The sequence below is a fragment of the Cobetia sp. UIB-001 genome, from assembly GCF_044789135.1.
Lineage (GTDB): Bacteria > Pseudomonadota > Gammaproteobacteria > Pseudomonadales > Halomonadaceae > Cobetia > Cobetia amphilecti.
On the sequence record NZ_CP058244.1, the window covers coordinates 4,013,197 to 4,034,482 of the forward strand.

Below are 21,286 nucleotides of genomic sequence, written 5' to 3' on the forward strand. Positions count from 1 at the left end.
CCCTGCAGCAAGGCTACAGGGGCGGTTCAGTATAAGTGCCTGACGATGACCTACTCTCACATGGAGAAACTCCACACTACCATCGGCGCTAAGCGGTTTCACTTCCGAGTTCGGCATGGGATCGGGTGGTTCACGCTCGCTATGGTCGTCAGGCGAAACGGTGGCATCTTGCGATGCCTGAGTCTCGAGGCTTTTGGCCTCGCGACTCGCAATATGAATCATGCTGACCGATATGTCTCGATCCTGTCGCAATCCCGGCGTTTGCCTTAGCAAACCCCTTGGGTGTTATATGGTCAAGCCTCACGGGCAATTAGTACTGGTTAGCTCAACACATTGCTGTGCTTCCACACCCAGCCTATCAACCTTGTAGTCTTCAAGGGCCCTTCAGGAGGCGCAAGGCCTCAGGGAAGTCTCATCTTGAAGGGGGCTTCCCGCTTAGATGCTTTCAGCGGTTATCCCGTCCGAACGTAGCTACCGGGCAATGCCATTGGCATGACAACCCGAACACCAGAGGTTCGTCCACTCCGGTCCTCTCGTACTAGGAGCAGCTCTTCTCAAACTTCCGACGCCCACGGCAGATAGGGACCGAACTGTCTCACGACGTTCTAAACCCAGCTCGCGTACCACTTTAAATGGCGAACAGCCATACCCTTGGGACCGACTTCAGCCCCAGGATGTGATGAGCCGACATCGAGGTGCCAAACACCGCCGTCGATGTGAACTCTTGGGCGGTATCAGCCTGTTATCCCCGGAGTACCTTTTATCCGTTGAGCGATGGCCCTTCCATACAGAACCACCGGATCACTAGAACCTACTTTCGTACCTGCTCGACGTGTCTGTCTCGCAGTCAAGCACCCTTATGCTCTTGCACTCAATGCACGATTTCCAACCGTGCTGAGGGTACCTTCGTGCTCCTCCGTTACTCTTTAGGAGGAGACCGCCCCAGTCAAACTACCCACCATACACTGTCCTCGATCCGGATAACGGACCTGAGTTAGAACGCCAATGATGTCAGGCTGGTATTTCAAGGTTGGCTCCACCGCATCTGGCGACGTGGTTTCAAAGCCTCCCAGCTATCCTACACAGACAACATCAGCATCCAGTGTAAAGCTATAGTAAAGGTTCACGGGGTCTTTCCGTCTAGCCGCGGGTACACAGCATCTTCACTGCGATTTCAATTTCACTGAGTCTCGGGTGGAGACAGCGTGGCCATCATTACGCCATTCGTGCAGGTCGGAACTTACCCGACAAGGAATTTCGCTACCTTAGGACCGTTATAGTTACGGCCGCCGTTTACCGGGGCTTCGATCAAGAGCTTCGCGTGAGCTAACCCCATCAATTAACCTTCCGGCACCGGGCAGGCGTCACACCCTATACGTCCGCTTGCGCGTTTGCAGAGTGCTGTGTTTTTAATAAACAGTTGCAGCCACCTGGTATCTTCGACCGGTAAGAGCTTACGGAGCAAGTCCTTCACTCGAACCGGTGCACCTTCTCCCGAAGTTACGGTGCCATTTTGCCTAGTTCCTTCACCCGAGTTCTCTCAAGCGCCTTGGTATTCTCTACCTGACCACCTGTGTCGGTTTGGGGTACGGTCGCATGTGATCTGAAGCTTAGAGGCTTTTCCTGGAAGCGTGGCATCGATGACTTCCTGACCGTGGTCAGTTCGTCTCGCATCTCGACCTCAGAGGAACCGGATTTGCCTGATTCCTCGGCCTACATGCTTTCACCAGGACAACCAACGCCTGGCTCACCTAGCCTTCTTCGTCCCCCCATCGCAACCACATCCGGTACGGGAATATTAACCCGTTTCCCATCGACTACGCGTTTCCGCCTCGCCTTAGGGGCCGACTCACTCTGCTCCGATTAACGTAGAACAGAAAACCTTGGTCTTCCGGCGGGGGAGTTTTTCACTCCCCTTATCGTTACTCATGTCAGCATTCGCACTCGTGATACCTCCAGCAGACTTCTCAATCCACCTTCATTGGCTTACACGACGCTCCTCTACCGCTCATCCAGAGGATGAACCCGTAGCTTCGGTACCTGATTTAGCCCCGTTATATCTTCCGCGCAGGCCGACTCGACTAGTGAGCTATTACGCTTTCTTTAAAGGATGGCTGCTTCTAAGCCAACCTCCTAGCTGTCTGAGCCTTCCCACATCGTTTCCCACTTAATCAGGATTTTGGGACCTTAGCTGACGGTCTGGGTTGTTTCCCTTTTCACAACGGACGTTAGCACCCGCTGTGTGTCTCCCACGCTGCACTCACTGGTATTCGGAGTTTGCCTCGGGTTGGTAAGTCGGGATGACCCCCTAGCCGAAACAGTGCTCTACCCCCAGCGGTGATACGTGAGGCGCTACCTAAATAGCTTTCGAGGAGAACCAGCTATCTCCGGGCTTGATTAGCCTTTCACTCCGATCCACAGCTCATCCCAGCATTTTTCAACATACTTGGGTTCGGGCCTCCAATTGATGTTACTCAATCTTCACCCTGGCCATGGATAGATCGCCCGGTTTCGGGTCTATACCCTGCGACTGGTCGCCCAGTTAAGACTCGGTTTCCCTACGCCTCCCCTATACGGTTAAGCTCGCCACAGAATATAAGTCGCTGACCCATTATACAAAAGGTACGCGGTCACACCACGAAGGTGCTCCCACTGCTTGTACGCATACGGTTTCAGGATCTATTTCACTCCCCTCGCCGGGGTTCTTTTCGCCTTTCCCTCACGGTACTGGTTCACTATCGGTCAGCCAGGAGTATTTAGCCTTGGAGGATGGTCCCCCCATGTTCAGTCAAGGTTTCTCGTGCCCCGACCTACTCGATTTCACGTGACTCAGACTTCGACTACGGGACTATCACCCTGTATCGTCAAGCTTCCCAGCTTGTTCGTCTGTCAGTTGTCACGCTTAAGGGCTGGTCCCCGTTCGCTCGCCGCTACTTGGGGAATCTCGGTTGATTTCTTTTCCTCCGGGTACTTAGATGTTTCAGTTCCCCGGGTTTGCCTCTATAGGTTATGTATTGGCCTATAGATACTCACCTGATGGTGAGTGGGTTTCCCCATTCGGAAATCGTTGGGTCGCAGGGTATTTGCCACCTCGCCAACGCTTATCGCAGGCTATCACGTCCTTCATCGCCTCTGGCTGCCAAGGCATCCACCGTATGCGCTTAATCGCTTGACCATATAACCCCAAGGGGTCTGTCAAGGATTACGAATCTGTCGGACCTCTCCGACATATCGTTTGATAGACATGCACTTGGCGCACACATCTATCGTCAGCATGATTCACATTGTTAAAGAGCGGCTGTTCAGAGAACAGTGAGAAGCGCGCTCTATGATGAGCACGCTTGCCACTGCCGGCTAAGCCAGCAATAAGATCAGGTAATTCGTTGTGAGCACTTGCCGCGAGCAGTAGACAGTGTCGATAAGGAGGTGATCCAGCCCCAGGTTCCCCTAGGGCTACCTTGTTACGACTTCACCCCAGTCATGAACCACACCGTGGTGATCGCCCTCCCGAAGGTTAGGCTAACCACTTCTGGTGCAGTCCACTCCCATGGTGTGACGGGCGGTGTGTACAAGGCCCGGGAACGTATTCACCGTGGCATTCTGATCCACGATTACTAGCGATTCCGACTTCATGGAGTCGAGTTGCAGACTCCAATCCGGACTGAGGCAAGCTTTATGGGATTGGCTCCACTTCGCAGTATTGCAACCCTTTGTACTTGCCATTGTAGCACGTGTGTAGCCCTACCCGTAAGGGCCATGATGACTTGACGTCGTCCCCACCTTCCTCCGGTTTGTCACCGGCAGTCTCCTTAGAGTTCCCGACATTACTCGCTGGCAAATAAGGATAGGGGTTGCGCTCGTTACGGGACTTAACCCAACATTTCACAACACGAGCTGACGACAGCCATGCAGCACCTGTCTCAGAGTTCCCGAAGGCACCAATCCATCTCTGGAAAGTCCTCTGGATGTCAAGGGTAGGTAAGGTTCTTCGCGTTGCATCGAATTAAACCACATGCTCCACCGCTTGTGCGGGCCCCCGTCAATTCATTTGAGTTTTAACCTTGCGGCCGTACTCCCCAGGCGGTCAACTTATTGCGTTAGCTGCGCCACTAAGTCCTCAAGGGACCCAACGGCTAGTTGACATCGTTTACGGCGTGGACTACCAGGGTATCTAATCCTGTTTGCTACCCACGCTTTCGCACCTCAGTGTCAGTGTCAGTCCAGAAGGCCGCCTTCGCCACTGGTATTCCTCCCGATCTCTACGCATTTCACCGCTACACCGGGAATTCTACCTTCCTCTCCTGCACTCTAGCCAAGCAGTTCCAGATGCCGTTCCCAGGTTGAGCCCGGGGCTTTCACACCTGGCTGACTTAGCCACCTACGCGCGCTTTACGCCCAGTAATTCCGATTAACGCTTGCACCCTCCGTATTACCGCGGCTGCTGGCACGGAGTTAGCCGGTGCTTCTTCTGCGAGTGATGTCTTTCCTCGGGAGTATTAGTCCCAAGGCGTTCTTCCTCGCTGAAAGTGCTTTACAACCCGAAGGCCTTCTTCACACACGCGGCATGGCTGGATCAGGCTTTCGCCCATTGTCCAATATTCCCCACTGCTGCCTCCCGTAGGAGTCTGGGCCGTGTCTCAGTCCCAGTGTGGCTGATCATCCTCTCAGACCAGCTACGGATCGTCGCCTTGGTGAGCCATTACCTCACCAACAAGCTAATCCGACATGGGCTCATCCGATAGCGCAAGGTCCGAAGATCCCCTGCTTTCTCCCGTAGGACGTATGCGGTATTAGCCTGAGTTTCCCCAGGTTGTCCCCCACTATCGGGCAGATTCCCATGCATTACTCACCCGTCCGCCGCTCGACGCCTCCTAGCAAGCTAGGATCGTTTCCGCTCGACTTGCATGTGTTAAGCCTGCCGCCAGCGTTCAATCTGAGCCATGATCAAACTCTTCAGTTGAAAGCTTGATAGTCTGTTAAGCAGACCAAACTTGGTTCAGAGTCAAACTTCTCGTGAGAGGCTTGCTCCGATATTTGGTGACCTTGTCACCACTCATCGGCAAGCGCTCACACGAATTACCTGATCAAATTTTTAAAGAGCGTCGCTGTTAAGCAAGGAGGCATATTCTACTTGGAACGCTTGAGAAGTCAAGCACTTGATGATGAGTCAGTCGACTGCCTCTAAGCATCATCAAGCGGTGAGGAGCGTTGCTCGATCACCTGTTCCGTAAGGAGTGCGGCGTATTCTAGCGAATCGCCCGGGATTGTCAATCGATGAATTCGAAGCGGACTTCAAAAACCTCAAGTAAAACAATCACCTGCAAACCTCGTTCACCGCTGGTAACGCCATGCGTCCCCGGCAGCGGATGCGTACTTTACGCACGAACCGCCGTGAGGGCAAGGGCTTTTTGAAGATCAGGCCAGATTTCGCCTTCACACCCCTGATTCTGGCACCTGGAGCAATCCAGCCAGCCGATCTCTGGCAACAAGACTCGTCTTTAGCACCCTTTTCTTCACCTGGCGGCGCACGCAAAAAACCCAGTCTTGCGCATAAAAAATATCCCGAATGACGCCACTCCCGGCCCAGACATGATGGAAATGAGCATCCCTCTGATGAACTCCGACGCTGACAGGTTCATGCGAGTTGCTTCTAGCCGCACAAAAATACGCCCCCACAGCAAAAGCTGCAGGGGCGAAGCTTGGAAAAACCAGGGATAAAGAAAGAGCGCACATCATTTTCCATCAATGGCAGAACCATCACAGCACGATGATGAGCCAAAGACTTTCTTCTTGCGCAGCCTGGGAGGGCTTTTCTCTCGCACCACTTTTCCATGCACGTCTTTCTGCTCACGGCTTTTCTTTCGCCCACTGCTTTTCCTGCGCACAAAGAGAACCGCCCCTGTAGCAAGGCTACAGGGGCGGTTCGGTATAAGTGCCTGACGATGACCTACTCTCACATGGAGAAACTCCACACTACCATCGGCGCTAAGCGGTTTCACTTCCGAGTTCGGCATGGGATCGGGTGGTTCACGCTCGCTATGGTCGTCAGGCGAAACGGTGGCATCTTGCGATGCCTGAGTCTCGAGGCTTTTGGCCTCGCGACTCGCAATATGAATCATGCTGACCGATATGTCTCGATCCTGTCGCAATCCCGGCGGTTTGCCTACGCAAACCCCTTGGGTGTTATATGGTCAAGCCTCACGGGCAATTAGTACTGGTTAGCTCAACACATTGCTGTGCTTCCACACCCAGCCTATCAACCTTGTAGTCTTCAAGGGCCCTTCAGGAGGCGCAAGGCCTCAGGGAAGTCTCATCTTGAAGGGGGCTTCCCGCTTAGATGCTTTCAGCGGTTATCCCGTCCGAACGTAGCTACCGGGCAATGCCATTGGCATGACAACCCGAACACCAGAGGTTCGTCCACTCCGGTCCTCTCGTACTAGGAGCAGCTCTTCTCAAACTTCCGACGCCCACGGCAGATAGGGACCGAACTGTCTCACGACGTTCTAAACCCAGCTCGCGTACCACTTTAAATGGCGAACAGCCATACCCTTGGGACCGACTTCAGCCCCAGGATGTGATGAGCCGACATCGAGGTGCCAAACACCGCCGTCGATGTGAACTCTTGGGCGGTATCAGCCTGTTATCCCCGGAGTACCTTTTATCCGTTGAGCGATGGCCCTTCCATACAGAACCACCGGATCACTAGAACCTACTTTCGTACCTGCTCGACGTGTCTGTCTCGCAGTCAAGCACCCTTATGCTCTTGCACTCAATGCACGATTTCCAACCGTGCTGAGGGTACCTTCGTGCTCCTCCGTTACTCTTTAGGAGGAGACCGCCCCAGTCAAACTACCCACCATACACTGTCCTCGATCCGGATAACGGACCTGAGTTAGAACGCCAATGATGTCAGGCTGGTATTTCAAGGTTGGCTCCACCGCATCTGGCGACGTGGTTTCAAAGCCTCCCAGCTATCCTACACAGACAACATCAGCATCCAGTGTAAAGCTATAGTAAAGGTTCACGGGGTCTTTCCGTCTAGCCGCGGGTACACAGCATCTTCACTGCGATTTCAATTTCACTGAGTCTCGGGTGGAGACAGCGTGGCCATCATTACGCCATTCGTGCAGGTCGGAACTTACCCGACAAGGAATTTCGCTACCTTAGGACCGTTATAGTTACGGCCGCCGTTTACCGGGGCTTCGATCAAGAGCTTCGCGTGAGCTAACCCCATCAATTAACCTTCCGGCACCGGGCAGGCGTCACACCCTATACGTCCGCTTGCGCGTTTGCAGAGTGCTGTGTTTTTAATAAACAGTTGCAGCCACCTGGTATCTTCGACCGGTAAGAGCTTACGGAGCAAGTCCTTCACTCGAACCGGTGCACCTTCTCCCGAAGTTACGGTGCCATTTTGCCTAGTTCCTTCACCCGAGTTCTCTCAAGCGCCTTGGTATTCTCTACCTGACCACCTGTGTCGGTTTGGGGTACGGTCGCATGTGATCTGAAGCTTAGAGGCTTTTCCTGGAAGCGTGGCATCGATGACTTCCTGACCGTGGTCAGTTCGTCTCGCATCTCGACCTCAGAGGAACCGGATTTGCCTGATTCCTCGGCCTACATGCTTTCACCAGGACAACCAACGCCTGGCTCACCTAGCCTTCTTCGTCCCCCCATCGCAACCACATCCGGTACGGGAATATTAACCCGTTTCCCATCGACTACGCGTTTCCGCCTCGCCTTAGGGGCCGACTCACTCTGCTCCGATTAACGTAGAACAGAAAACCTTGGTCTTCCGGCGGGGGAGTTTTTCACTCCCCTTATCGTTACTCATGTCAGCATTCGCACTCGTGATACCTCCAGCAGACTTCTCAATCCACCTTCATTGGCTTACACGACGCTCCTCTACCGCTCATCCAGAGGATGAACCCGTAGCTTCGGTACCTGATTTAGCCCCGTTATATCTTCCGCGCAGGCCGACTCGACTAGTGAGCTATTACGCTTTCTTTAAAGGATGGCTGCTTCTAAGCCAACCTCCTAGCTGTCTGAGCCTTCCCACATCGTTTCCCACTTAATCAGGATTTTGGGACCTTAGCTGACGGTCTGGGTTGTTTCCCTTTTCACAACGGACGTTAGCACCCGCTGTGTGTCTCCCACGCTGCACTCACTGGTATTCGGAGTTTGCCTCGGGTTGGTAAGTCGGGATGACCCCCTAGCCGAAACAGTGCTCTACCCCCAGCGGTGATACGTGAGGCGCTACCTAAATAGCTTTCGAGGAGAACCAGCTATCTCCGGGCTTGATTAGCCTTTCACTCCGATCCACAGCTCATCCCAGCATTTTTCAACATACTTGGGTTCGGGCCTCCAATTGATGTTACTCAATCTTCACCCTGGCCATGGATAGATCGCCCGGTTTCGGGTCTATACCCTGCGACTGGTCGCCCAGTTAAGACTCGGTTTCCCTACGCCTCCCCTATACGGTTAAGCTCGCCACAGAATATAAGTCGCTGACCCATTATACAAAAGGTACGCGGTCACACCACGAAGGTGCTCCCACTGCTTGTACGCATACGGTTTCAGGATCTATTTCACTCCCCTCGCCGGGGTTCTTTTCGCCTTTCCCTCACGGTACTGGTTCACTATCGGTCAGCCAGGAGTATTTAGCCTTGGAGGATGGTCCCCCCATGTTCAGTCAAGGTTTCTCGTGCCCCGACCTACTCGATTTCACGTGACTCAGACTTCGACTACGGGACTATCACCCTGTATCGTCAAGCTTCCCAGCTTGTTCGTCTGTCAGTTGTCACGCTTAAGGGCTGGTCCCCGTTCGCTCGCCGCTACTTGGGGAATCTCGGTTGATTTCTTTTCCTCCGGGTACTTAGATGTTTCAGTTCCCCGGGTTTGCCTCTATAGGTTATGTATTGGCCTATAGATACTCACCTGATGGTGAGTGGGTTTCCCCATTCGGAAATCGTTGGGTCGCAGGGTATTTGCCACCTCGCCAACGCTTATCGCAGGCTATCACGTCCTTCATCGCCTCTGGCTGCCAAGGCATCCACCGTATGCGCTTAATCGCTTGACCATATAACCCCAAGGGGTCTGTCAAGGATTACGAATCTGTCGGACCTCTCCGACATATCGTTTGATAGACATGCACTTGGCGCACACATCTATCGTCAGCATGATTCACATTGTTAAAGAGCGGCTGTTCAGAGAACAGTGAGAAGCGCGCTCTATGATGAGCACGCTTGCCACTGCCGGCTAAGCCAGCAATAAGATCAGGTAATTCGTTGTGAGCACTTGCCGCGAGCAGTAGACAGTGTCGATAAGGAGGTGATCCAGCCCCAGGTTCCCCTAGGGCTACCTTGTTACGACTTCACCCCAGTCATGAACCACACCGTGGTGATCGCCCTCCCGAAGGTTAGGCTAACCACTTCTGGTGCAGTCCACTCCCATGGTGTGACGGGCGGTGTGTACAAGGCCCGGGAACGTATTCACCGTGGCATTCTGATCCACGATTACTAGCGATTCCGACTTCATGGAGTCGAGTTGCAGACTCCAATCCGGACTGAGGCAAGCTTTATGGGATTGGCTCCACTTCGCAGTATTGCAACCCTTTGTACTTGCCATTGTAGCACGTGTGTAGCCCTACCCGTAAGGGCCATGATGACTTGACGTCGTCCCCACCTTCCTCCGGTTTGTCACCGGCAGTCTCCTTAGAGTTCCCGACATTACTCGCTGGCAAATAAGGATAGGGGTTGCGCTCGTTACGGGACTTAACCCAACATTTCACAACACGAGCTGACGACAGCCATGCAGCACCTGTCTCAGAGTTCCCGAAGGCACCAATCCATCTCTGGAAAGTCCTCTGGATGTCAAGGGTAGGTAAGGTTCTTCGCGTTGCATCGAATTAAACCACATGCTCCACCGCTTGTGCGGGCCCCCGTCAATTCATTTGAGTTTTAACCTTGCGGCCGTACTCCCCAGGCGGTCAACTTATTGCGTTAGCTGCGCCACTAAGTCCTCAAGGGACCCAACGGCTAGTTGACATCGTTTACGGCGTGGACTACCAGGGTATCTAATCCTGTTTGCTACCCACGCTTTCGCACCTCAGTGTCAGTGTCAGTCCAGAAGGCCGCCTTCGCCACTGGTATTCCTCCCGATCTCTACGCATTTCACCGCTACACCGGGAATTCTACCTTCCTCTCCTGCACTCTAGCCAAGCAGTTCCAGATGCCGTTCCCAGGTTGAGCCCGGGGCTTTCACACCTGGCTGACTTAGCCACCTACGCGCGCTTTACGCCCAGTAATTCCGATTAACGCTTGCACCCTCCGTATTACCGCGGCTGCTGGCACGGAGTTAGCCGGTGCTTCTTCTGCGAGTGATGTCTTTCCTCGGGAGTATTAGTCCCAAGGCGTTCTTCCTCGCTGAAAGTGCTTTACAACCCGAAGGCCTTCTTCACACACGCGGCATGGCTGGATCAGGCTTTCGCCCATTGTCCAATATTCCCCACTGCTGCCTCCCGTAGGAGTCTGGGCCGTGTCTCAGTCCCAGTGTGGCTGATCATCCTCTCAGACCAGCTACGGATCGTCGCCTTGGTGAGCCATTACCTCACCAACAAGCTAATCCGACATGGGCTCATCCGATAGCGCAAGGTCCGAAGATCCCCTGCTTTCTCCCGTAGGACGTATGCGGTATTAGCCTGAGTTTCCCCAGGTTGTCCCCCACTATCGGGCAGATTCCCATGCATTACTCACCCGTCCGCCGCTCGACGCCTCCTAGCAAGCTAGGATCGTTTCCGCTCGACTTGCATGTGTTAAGCCTGCCGCCAGCGTTCAATCTGAGCCATGATCAAACTCTTCAGTTGAAAGCTTGATAGTCTGTTAAGCAGACCAAACTTGGTTCAGAGTCAAACTTCTCGTGAGAGGCTTGCTCCGATATTTGGTGACCTTGTCACCACTCATCGGCAAGCGCTCACACGAATTACCTGATCAAATTTTTAAAGAGCGTCGCTGTTAAGCGAGGAGGCATATTCTACCCGGAACGCTTGAGAAGTCAAGCACTTGATGATGAGTCAGTCGACTGCCTCTAAGCATCATCAAGCGGTGAGGAGCGTTGCTCGATCACCTGTTCCGTAAGGAGTGCGGCGCATTCTAGCGAATCGCCCGGGATTGTCAATCGATGATATCGAAGCGGACTTCAAAAAACATCAAGAAAAACAATCACCTGCAAACCTCATTCACCGCTGGTAACGCCATGCGTCCCCGGCAGCGGATGCGTACTTTACGCACGAACCGCCGTGAGGGCAAGGGCTTTTTCAAGAGATTGTCATCAGGGTGTCATGCATGTCGAACACCTCCCATCACCTTGGTGCCGATGCTCTATCGACCAGACCGAGAATCGATTGATAGCTGAGCCCGGAGTGCTCACTCAGCCCTATCTCGCAGGTGCGCGAATTGGAAACCCCGTAGTCGCAATCGGCCACTACCTCCTTCAGTCCCTTCAATGCCGAGGCATTGAGCTCCGGTGTACTGAAGCCCTTGTCGCCGGCGAAGCCGCAGCAGGTGATCTCTTCCGGCACGACGACTTCACTGGCGCACTGCCGCGCCAGCGCCACGAATTGCTCTGCCAGCCCCATGCGGACACTGGAGCAGGTGACATGCACCGCGACTTTCGCCTTGAGCGGTGTGATCGAGAGATAGGGCAATAGATAGTCGAGCACCAGCTGCACCGGCTCGACCAGAGTCAGCGACACCTCGAGATGCTCGCGCGCATAGGCCTGAGCCTGTGCCAGGCACGGACTGGTATCACAGAAGATCGGCAGCCGTCCGCCGTCACTCGCCTCCACCAGCGCCGCTGCCAACTCGGCGGCCTTGGCATCTCCCGCCTCGAACTGCCCCTTGGACTGGAAGGCCATGCCACAGCACAGCGCCTCCACCCCTTTCGGCAACACGACCTCGAAGCCTGCCTTGTCCATCAAGGCCAGCGCCATCTCCGTGACACTGCGCGGATCGCGATCATCAGCAGCGACCCCGAAGACACGCGTGGCGCAGGACGGGAAGTAGACGACATGCCCATTGGGCGCTGCACTGCGCCCCAGTGGCTGTGCGAGATGCTTGAGATAATCACGCGGAGCGGCGGCCGGCATGCTGGGAGTCCATTGCTGCACCCTGTCGCCGGACATCTTGCGAGCGGCCCGGGTCAGGCGGCGCATGTTGCGCGTGCCGACGGCGCCATGCAGCCCATCCGCCAGCCTGAGCACGCCACGCATGCCACTGGCGACCCGTGTGAAGTGCTCACCGGCCCAATGCGCCACCTTCATCTTGCCTGGATGATCGGCACCGGCGCTCTCCTCATGACGCAGCCCCCGGATCAGATCACCGGTATTGATGCCGACCGGACACTGGGTCGCGCACAGGCCATCGCCCGCACAGGTCTCCATGCCCTGATAGGCGTATTCCCGCCTGAGCACTGCCAGCTGGTCGCGCTGTGCATCATCCGGTGCCTCGAGCGCAGCCAGGCGTGCGATCTCCCGCCGGATGACGATGCGCTGGCGCGGCGTCAGGCTCAGGTTCTTCGACGGGCAGACCGACTCACAGAAGCCGCACTCGATGCAGCGGTCCACCAGCGGGTCCGCCGCCGGCAATGGCTTGAGGTTTTCCAGATGCAGGCGAGGGTTGCGCGTCAGGATCACTTCCGGATTGAGCAGGTTGTCCGGATCGAAGGCCTCCTTGATACGCCACATCAGGGCATAGGCATCCTTGCCCCACTCAAGCTCTACATAAGGCGCCATGTTGCGACCGGTGCCATGCTCGGCCTTGAGCGAGCCACCATATTCCTGCCCCACCAGCTGCGCGACGTCATCCATCAGCGCCTGATAGCGCGCCACCTCGCCTTCGCGCTCGAAGCCCTGCGGGAAGACGAAGTGAAGATTGCCCTCCAGCGCATGGCCAAACAGGATCGCCTGGGAGTAACCATGCCGCTGGAAGACCTCCGTCAGTGCACCGACGCCTTCCGCCAGCCGCTCGATGGGGAAGGCGACATCCTCGATGATCACGGTGGTCCCCAGATCACGCACTGCACCGACCGCCGGGAACAGTCCCTTGCGGATCTTCCAGTACAGCGCATAACGCTGCGCATCCTGGGTGAAGGCCCACGACTCGCAGGTCTCGATGCCTTCCAGCACGCGGGCAACCTCGGCCATGCGCGCCTCCAGCTCCTGATGATGCGCACCCCGCACATCCACCAGCAGCGCGACCGCCTCTTCCGGCAGGGTGCGCAACACGTCCGGCATGCCCGGTGCGTCCTCCACGGAGCGCAACGCCGCGCGGTCCATCAGCTCCACCGCCGCGACCGGTGCCGTCTTCAGCAGCATGGTGGCGCGACAGGCCGCATCGATGTTCGGGTAGTACACCAGCGCCGCCGCATTGTGTGGCACCTCGATCACGGTGCGATAGGTAATGGAGGCGATGAAGCCCAGCGTGCCTTCCGAACCGATCATCAGATGCTTGAGGATCTCGAGACCATCGGCATAGTCGACCAGCGCATTGAGGCTATAGCCGGTGGTGTTCTTGAGCCGGTACTTGTGGCGGATGCGCTCGGCCAGCTCAGGGTCGGCGCGCACACTGGCCGCCATGCGCTCCAGCTCCGCCAGCAGACCACCATGACTGGCGCGAAAGGCCTGCACGCTCTCCGGCGACGCCGTATCCAGGCAGGTGCCATCGGCGAGAATGACGCGCAGGTCCTCGACGGTGCGATAACTGTTGTGTGCCGTGCCGCAGCACATACCGGACGCATTGTTGGCCGCGATACCGCCGATCATGCAGCTGTTGATCGAAGCCGGGTCCGGGCCGATCTTGCGTCCGAAGGGGGCCAGCAGCTGATTGGCACGCGCCCCGATCACCCCCGGCTGCAGGCAGATACGGCTGCCCTGCTCCAGCACCTGCGCCCCTCGCCACTCACCACCCAGCTGGATGAGCACCGAATCCGTCAGCGCCTGGCCGGACAGCGACGTCCCCGCCGCACGGAAGGTCACCGGCAGCTTGCGCGCCCGGCACTCGCGCAACACATGCCCCAGCTCCTGCTCGTCATGCACCCGCACCACCAGCTGCGGCACCAGCCGATAGAAGCTGGCATCCGTGCCGTAGGCCAGGGTGCGCAGCGGATCATGGATCAGGCGCTCACCGGGAATGTGCTGCGCCAACGCCTCGCGCAGGGCGTCATAGGCAGCAGCACGCGCCTGGGGTGAGGGATGCCCGCCCATGGCAGGGTGAGCAGTGGAGTCAGGGGCAGCAGCGGCGGTCATGGCCAGTCTCTTTATCAGTCAGTCAGGATGTCTTTCAGGGTATCAGTCAACACGGATCACGCTTACGGCAGCAGCGGATCACTCAGACCCACCAGGTGGAACGCCAGCATGCCCAGCACGCCGGAGGCCAATAGATAGTAGGCGGTCGGAATCGCCGTCATGCGCAGGGTACGACCCTCACGCCCCAGCAGACCGACGGTCGCCGAGGCCGCCACGACGTTGTGGATGGCGATCATGTTGCCGGCCGCGGCCCCGACCGCCTGCAGCGCCACCATCAGCGCTCCCGACAGCCCGAGCTGGGCGGCGACGTTGAACTGGAACTGGGACAGCATCATGTTGGAAACCGTATTGGAGCCGGCGATGAAGGCGCCCAGCGCGCCGATGCCCGAGGCGAACAACGGGTAGGCCTGACCAAGGCTATCTGCCACCACGTCCGCCATCACCACCGGCATGGACGCCAGGTCGTTCAGGTTGACGCCGGAGTTGATCAGGATGCGCACCATCGGAATGGTGAACACCAGCACGAAGCCGGCGCCGACCAGTGTGCGCCAGGATTCGCTGGCCGCCGCCACCAGCTGGCGAGAGGCCATGCGATGCAGCAGCAGCGTGATCAGGGCCACGAAGACCATGATGCCGCCAGGCAGATAGAGCGGCTGTATCGCGCCGGAGATACCGCTGGCACCCAGCAGGTCAGTGGCACTGAATTGCACGCTGACCAGCCAGCTCTTGAAGTCACTCGATACGCGTGAGGCGACCAGCAGCAGCGCGATCAGCCCATAGGGCAACCACGCCAGCCACAGAGGCAGCGGCTTTCTGCCCGCCGCCGCGGCCTCGACATCATCACGCTCCAGCGTCAGGTCACCCAGCCAATGCTTGGGCCACTCGGCCTCGGGCGGAAAATCCCAGCTGTCTTTCGGCAGTAGAAATCCGGCACGCGCCGCTGGCACCACGAGGATCAAGCCGACCAGAGCGCCGATCAGTGACGGGAATTCCGGGCCGAGGAAGATACCCGCCGCCACGTAGGGCAGCGTGAAGCACAGGCCGGCGAACAGCGCGAACGGCGCAATCGACAGTCCTTCGCTCCAGCTTTTCTTCGCGCCGAAGAAGCGCGTCATCATCACGGTCATGAACAACGGCATCAGCAGGCCGACGATGCCATGCACGATGGCGACCTCCGAGGTGATCAGCTGCATGAAGGCCTCCCAGCTGGAATGGTTCGCCAGCAGCTGCTCACTGAGATTGGTCTTGTCGAGGCCCGCATTCACGCCGATCACGATCGGCGTGCCCACCGCCCCGAATGATACCGGCGTCGACTGGATCATCATGCCCACCATCACCGCCCCCAGCGCCGGGAAGCCGATGGCGACCAGCAACGGCGCCGCGATGGCCGCAGGCGTACCAAAGCCGGAAGCCCCCTCGATGAAGCTGCCGAACAGCCAGGCGATGATAATGGCCTGTACGCGACGGTCGGGACTGACGGTGGTGAAGGCGCCGCGGATCACCGCGATCGCCCCGGAATGCTTGAGTGTATTGAGCAGGAAGATGGCGCCGAAGATGATCCACAGCACCGAGACGGTCACCATCAGCCCCTGCAGCGTGGAGGCCAGAATGCGCGTCAGCGACATCTGCCACACGAAATAGCCGATGGCAGCGGTGACGAGAAAGACCAATGGCATGGCGCGACGCGCGGGCCATTGCAGACCGACGAGCAGGATGCCCGCCAGCAGGATAGGGGTGAAGGCCAGCAAGGCCAGCAGTGGCTCGGACATGACGGAAACTCCGCAGGCGAATTGTTGTGATTGTTGTCTGGCACGGCAGTGAAGGACTCGGGGGTTGGCGCACCCTTTGGGTCAGGCCTTCCGATAAATTGGTCATACCAATTTACCTTACTGTGCTTCGGCATAATCTAGGCGTCGCATTGAAAGGGGTCAAACATCATGTGGTGCAAGGCATCTAGACATTGGTCAAAGCAGCCTCATTGGGTAAAATTGGTCTTACCAATTTCTGATAGCACTCGTCTCCCACGCGAGGCGTGGTTATCACACATATTGGTAAGACCAATGTCGGCTGTGGCGTGGAATGCCCACGGGCCACACTGATCATCGGCAGCGCCGCAAGCGCCCCTCTCTTGCATGCCGCGCACCGGCATTCCAGCGCTCGGCGCCGCCTTTCACCATTGCCGCAAGGACACTTCCATGCGTTACGCCCCTGTCCGCCAACCCCGTATCGCCGATGTACTCACCGAGCGCCTCGAAAGCATGATCATCGAAGGCAGCCTGAAACCCGGCGAGCGCCTGCCACCGGAGCGCACCCTGGCCGAGCAGTTCGAGGTCTCGCGCCCCTCCGTGCGGGAGGCCATCCAGAAGCTGGCCGCGCGCGGACTGCTGACTTCACGCCAGGGCGGCGGCACCTACGTCTCTGAAGAGCTGGCGCGCGCCTGGTCGGACCCGCTCAGCGCGCTGCTGGGTCGCCACGGCGAGTTCAACCTCGACCTGCTGGAATTTCGCGATGCGCTGGAGGGCATCAGCGCCTACTACGCCGCCATGCGCTCCACACCTGCCGACAAGGCAATGCTGCGCCAGCGCTTCGAGGACCTGGAGAAGAGCTTCGAGGGACGTGACCCGGAGCGCGAGGCCGGTGCCGATGCCGCCTTCCACCTCGCCATCGCCGAGGCCGCGCACAACGTGGTGCTGCTGCACTCGATGCGCAGCCTGTTCCAGTTGCTGGAGAAGAGCATCGTGGCCAACCTGCGCCACCTGTTCGAGAAGCCGGAATCACGCCCGCGCCTGATCCAGCAGCACCGCAGCCTGTTCGAGGCGATCATGGAAGGCCGCGCCGAAGATGCACGCAACGCCGCCCATGAGCATCTGGTATTCGTCGAGGATTCACTGCTGGAACTGGAACGTGCCGAGACTCGTGCCCAGCGCGCCTTGCGCCGTGCCCAGGCGGCGCCGGATGGCTCATGACGCTCAGTCATGACGCTCTGGCTGAATATGAAGATCCGGATATGCAGAGCTTGAGATGAGGGCCTGAACATGAAGGCTTGCCGATGAAGGACACGCGCCTGCCCCAGCTGTGGCGTCTCGTTCTGGCGGTCGCGCTACCGCTGGGGCTGATGCTGTGCGTATGGCAGGCGGTCTCGATGGCGCGCAGCCAGGGTCTGGAGCGCCTGGGGCATGAGGCAGACAACGAACTGCGCCTGACCGCCGCCAGTCTGCGTGGCCAGCTGAATCGCCACGCCTATCTGCCCAGGCTGGTGGCAGAGAATGACCAGCTGCGCGATTTTCTCGATCACCCAGAAGACCCCAGCGCGGAAGTGGCGCTCAACCAGCGCCTGGACCGCATGCGTGAGCTGGCCGGCATCTCGGACCTCTATCTGGTCGATGACACCGGCACGACCATCGCCGCCAGCAACTGGCGCTCCGCCAACACCTTCATCGGTCAGAACTACCGCTTCCGCTCCTACTGGCAAGACGCCATCAATGGCGGCGAGGGGCGCTTCTACGGGCTGGGCACCAGCTCCGGTGAGCGCGGTTACTTCTTCAGCGCTGCCGTCACCAGCCCCCAGGGACGACGTGGCGTGGCCGTGGTCAAGGTGCAGATAGAGGCGCTGGAGGCGGCGTGGCTCGACCAGAATGCCGACATCATGGTCACTGATCCGCATGGCGTGATCTTCATCGCCAGCCAGGCGCAGCGGGTACTGCGCACGCTGGAGCCACTCAGCGAGGTGACACGCAACCGGCTGCTCGATACGCAGCGCTATGCCAATCAGCGCCTGCGTCCGCTGCGCCTGCATCATCGCGAGGCGCTACCGGAGCTGCTGGGCTCACCCCTTGAGTCGCGCCGCGACACGACCTCCATCGAACTGTTGCAGCTGACACCGGGGGATCTCTGGCAGCACGCCTGGTTGAGCCTGTCCCAGCCACTGCCGGACATCGGCTGGCGCCTGCATGTACTCAAGCCACTGGCTCCGCTGCGCAGCGGCATCTGGCAAGCGGCCGGACTCGCGGCCGGTGGTTATGCCTTGCTGTGTCTGCTGGCAGGGCTTGGCTGGCAGCGACTGCGCATCCTGCGTGAGCGTCGCCTGTTCGCAGAGCGCGAGCGCCAGAATCTCGCCAGCAGCCAGCAACGGGTGCGCGGCATCATCGACCGCACTCAGGCTGGCCTGTGCATCCTCGATGAGCGGGTGCGGCTGGTGTATCTCAATCCGACGGCCATTGCGCTGTTCGGCTCGCCCTTGAGTGCCGATGCCTCACCGGGCGACTCACTCCGCCAGCCCAGCGCCCGCGAAGGGCGTGATCTGCGCGAGCTTTTCCTGCCAGCCGAGCGCCACCTGCTGGACCGCCTGACCCAGGCCCGCTCCGTCGGGCCGCTGGAAGTGCATGGCCTGCGCGAGGGTGTCGCGGTACCACTGGAGCTTTCCTGCTCGCCGCTGCCCAGTCCCAACGGTCCGCGCTGGCTGGTCACGGTCTTCGATGTCAGCGAACGCCGTGCCCAGGCCGAACAGCTCGCCCAGGCACGCGATGCCTTCGAGCAACGGGTGGTCGAGCGCACCCGCGACCTCGCCGCCAGCAACACGCGCCTGAGTGCCGAAGTCGAGGAGCGCACCCGCGCCGAACGCGAGCTGCGCGAGACGCGTGATGAATTGATCCAGACCGCCAAGCTGGCGGTGCTGGGGGAACTGGCCGCCGGCATCAATCACGAGCTCAATCAGCCATTGGCCGCCATCCGCGCCTATGCCGAGAACGCCAGCGCCTTCCTCGCCCGCGCCCAGACCTCCCAGGTCGAGAGCAACCTGCGCCAGATCACCGAGCTGACCCAGCGCATGGGCGAGATCAGCGCGCAGCTGCGTCAGTTCTCACGCAAGAGCGGTGACCGCCTGGAGGCCATCGATCTCACCACCAGCCTCGACTATGCCCTGCGCCTGCTGCATGCACGCTGCGAGGCACTCGGCGTGACCCTCATTCGCGAAGCGAGTCCAAAGCTGGCGCGGGTGCGCGCCGAGCCGGTACGTCTGGAGCAGGTGTTGGTCAACCTGATCGGCAATGCACTGGATGCGCTGGCCGACTTGCCCCCCGAGCGCACGGAGCCCCCCAGCATCCAGCTCAACCTGCATGAGCAAGCGGGCAGCGCCGGCAGTCAGGTCGTGCTGGAAGTCCACGACAACGGCCCCGGCCTCGAGCCATCGCAACTGGTACGCGTGTTCGAACCCTTCTATACCCAGCGCGCCGACGGCCAGGGACTCGGGCTGGGGTTATCGATCAGCGCGCGTATCGTCGCCGACCTCGGCGGCACCCTCGAGGCGCATCCCTCGCCGCTGGGCGGCGCACTGTTCCGGCTGACGCTGCCGGCACTCTCGATGCCCTCACTGGCGATGCCCTCACAACCCCCGATGCCACCCACCGCCAACCATCCACAGGAGCCGTCATGAGCGACGTCACGAATACCGACATGCAGGTGCTGGTGGTGGATGACGAACCACACCTGCGCGACAGCCTGAGCCAGAGCCTGATGCTGGCCGATTACCGCACTCGCCCGCTGGCCAGTGCCGAGCAGGCACTGGCGATCCTGCGCGCCGAAGCGCCCTTCGAGGGTGTGGTGATCACGGACATTCGCATGCCGGGCATGGATGGCCTGAGCCTGCTGCACGCGGCGCATGCCGTGGATGACGAGCTGCCGGTGATCGTGATGACGGGACATGGCGACATCGATACCGCCGTCGCGGCCATGCAGGCCGGCGCCTGGGATTTCATCGAGAAGCCCTTCGATCGCGAGCGCATGCTCGATGGCGTGCGGCGTGCGGTGGCCGCCCGCCGGCTGGCGCTGGAGAACCGCTCGCTGCGCGAACAGCTGGATACCCAGCGCAACAGCGCCGGCCCCAGGCTGGTCGGCAGCAGTGACATCATGCAGCGCCTGGATGCTCAGGTGTCACGCCTGGCGGCGGTCGATGCCGACACCCTGCTGTATGGCGAGACCGGCGCCGGCAAGGACCGTGTCGCCCGCTGTCTGCACGAACGCAGCGCCCGCGCGAGCAAGCCCTTCGTGGCGCTCAACTGTGGCGGCATGCCGGAGACGTTGATCGAATCGGAACTGTTCGGCCATGAGAAAGGTGCCTTCACCGGTGCCAGCGAGCGCCGCATCGGCAAGCTGGAGCACGCCGACGGCGGCACCCTGTTTCTCGATGAGATCGAATCGATGCCGATGTCGTTGCAGATCAAGCTGTTGCGGGTGCTGCAGGAGCGCAGCATCGAGCGACTCGGCAGCAATACGCCACGCCCCATCGACATCCGCGTCATCGCCGCTACCAAGCGGGATCTGCGGGAAGCGGCCAGCGCCGGCGAGTTTCGCGAAGACCTCTACTACCGCCTGAACGTGGTCACGCTGTATCTGCCGCCACTGCGCGAGCATGCCGAGGATATCCTGCAGCTGTTCCGGCACTTCGCGATTCTGGCCAGCGAACGCACCAGCCTGGAAGTCCCGCCACTGGACGCCACCACCCTGCAGGCACTGCTGGCGCATGACTGGCCGGGCAACGTGCGTGAACTGAGAAACTGTGCAGAACGCCATGTGCTGCTGGGCGGACTGGAGGGCAACATCGGCGACAGCATGGCGGAAGGGCGACCGCTCACCGCGGGCACGAGTGGCCCGGCCGTGAACAGCACGGAAGCCGCAAGAGAGGCGGACAGAGAAGGCATCACCGCCGGCACGGGCGAGCGGCATGCTTCAGAAGCACCGAGGGAATCAGGCGAGCTGGGGGAACTGGAGCACAACGTGAAGGCAGCCACGCAGGCGCAATCGCTGCCGCAGCGCATGGAGGCGTTCGAGGCCGCGCTGATTCGCGAGGCCCTGGCGGCCAGCAAAGGTCAGGTGGTGATGGCCTGCGAACAGCTGGGGCTGCCGCGCAAGACGCTCTACGACAAGCTCAAGAAGCACGGCCTGAGCGCCGAGCCCTATCGTGCCTGATGCATCACAACCAAGGCATCACAACAG

General features: G+C 59.0%; 5 protein-coding genes and 6 rRNA genes. 3 read left to right on the forward strand and 8 right to left on the reverse strand.

Annotated features, from left to right (window positions below; all coding sequences use genetic code 11):
• Positions 1 to 37: 37 nt before the first annotated feature.
• From rrf (HA399_RS16675) to HA399_RS16710, 8 genes are all read right to left on the reverse strand, one after another.
• Positions 38 to 153: ribosomal RNA gene (rrf, locus tag HA399_RS16675) — 5S ribosomal RNA — on the reverse strand.
• Between the two features lie 136 nt (positions 154 to 289).
• Positions 290 to 3,175 (reverse strand): 23S ribosomal RNA (locus tag HA399_RS16680).
• Positions 3,176 to 3,419: 244 nt separating this feature from the next.
• Positions 3,420 to 4,960 (reverse strand): 16S ribosomal RNA (locus HA399_RS16685).
• 974 nt (positions 4,961 to 5,934) lie between these two features.
• A 5S ribosomal RNA gene (gene rrf, locus HA399_RS16690) occupies positions 5,935 to 6,050 on the reverse strand.
• Between the two features lie 137 nt (positions 6,051 to 6,187).
• Positions 6,188 to 9,073, reverse strand: a 23S ribosomal RNA gene (locus HA399_RS16695).
• 244 nt (positions 9,074 to 9,317) lie between these two features.
• Positions 9,318 to 10,858, reverse strand: a 16S ribosomal RNA gene (locus HA399_RS16700).
• Together the 16S, 23S and 5S rRNA genes form the textbook arrangement of a ribosomal RNA operon.
• Before the next feature lie 495 nt (positions 10,859 to 11,353).
• A complete protein-coding gene (locus tag HA399_RS16705) occupies positions 11,354 to 14,296 on the reverse strand; it encodes an FAD-binding and (Fe-S)-binding domain-containing protein (protein ID WP_404325540.1) in 2,943 nt (980 codons plus the stop codon).
• Positions 14,297 to 14,358: 62 nt separating this feature from the next.
• Positions 14,359 to 16,065 (reverse strand): L-lactate permease, encoded by a 1,707-nt coding sequence (locus tag HA399_RS16710; RefSeq protein ID WP_404325542.1) that lies wholly within the window; start codon positions 16,063 to 16,065, stop codon positions 14,359 to 14,361.
• Between the two features lie 426 nt (positions 16,066 to 16,491).
• On the opposite strand from HA399_RS16710, the gene HA399_RS16715 reads away from it, so the two are divergent.
• The 3 genes from HA399_RS16715 (at position 16,492) to HA399_RS16725 (ending at position 21,259) form a co-directional block, all read left to right on the forward strand.
• Complete coding sequence (locus HA399_RS16715) at positions 16,492 to 17,262, forward strand: FCD domain-containing protein (RefSeq protein ID WP_054556318.1); 771 nt, start codon at positions 16,492 to 16,494, stop codon at positions 17,260 to 17,262.
• Between the two features lie 83 nt (positions 17,263 to 17,345).
• Positions 17,346 to 19,727: an ATP-binding protein gene (locus HA399_RS16720; RefSeq protein ID WP_404325543.1), complete on the forward strand. Its 2,382-nt coding sequence runs from the start codon at positions 17,346 to 17,348 to the stop codon at positions 19,725 to 19,727.
• Entirely contained in the window at positions 19,724 to 21,259 is a 1,536-nt protein-coding gene (locus HA399_RS16725; RefSeq protein ID WP_404325544.1) for a sigma-54-dependent transcriptional regulator, read from the forward strand. Before HA399_RS16720 ends, HA399_RS16725 begins: the two co-directional genes overlap by 4 nt.
• Positions 21,260 to 21,286: the final 27 nt, after the last annotated feature.

Excerpts from the sequence above, each read along its gene's own strand:
- HA399_RS16705 (WP_404325540.1), bottom strand. The coding sequence starts at position 14,296 with ATGACCGCCGCTGCTGCCCCTGACTCCACTGCTCACCCTGCCATGGGC.
- HA399_RS16715 (WP_054556318.1), top strand. The coding sequence starts at position 16,492 with ATGCGTTACGCCCCTGTCCGCCAACCCCGTATCGCCGATGTACTCACC.
- HA399_RS16710 (WP_404325542.1), bottom strand. The coding sequence starts at position 16,065 with ATGTCCGAGCCACTGCTGGCCTTGCTGGCCTTCACCCCTATCCTGCTG.
- HA399_RS16725 (WP_404325544.1), top strand. The coding sequence starts at position 19,724 with ATGAGCGACGTCACGAATACCGACATGCAGGTGCTGGTGGTGGATGAC.
- HA399_RS16720 (WP_404325543.1), top strand. The coding sequence starts at position 17,346 with ATGAAGGACACGCGCCTGCCCCAGCTGTGGCGTCTCGTTCTGGCGGTC.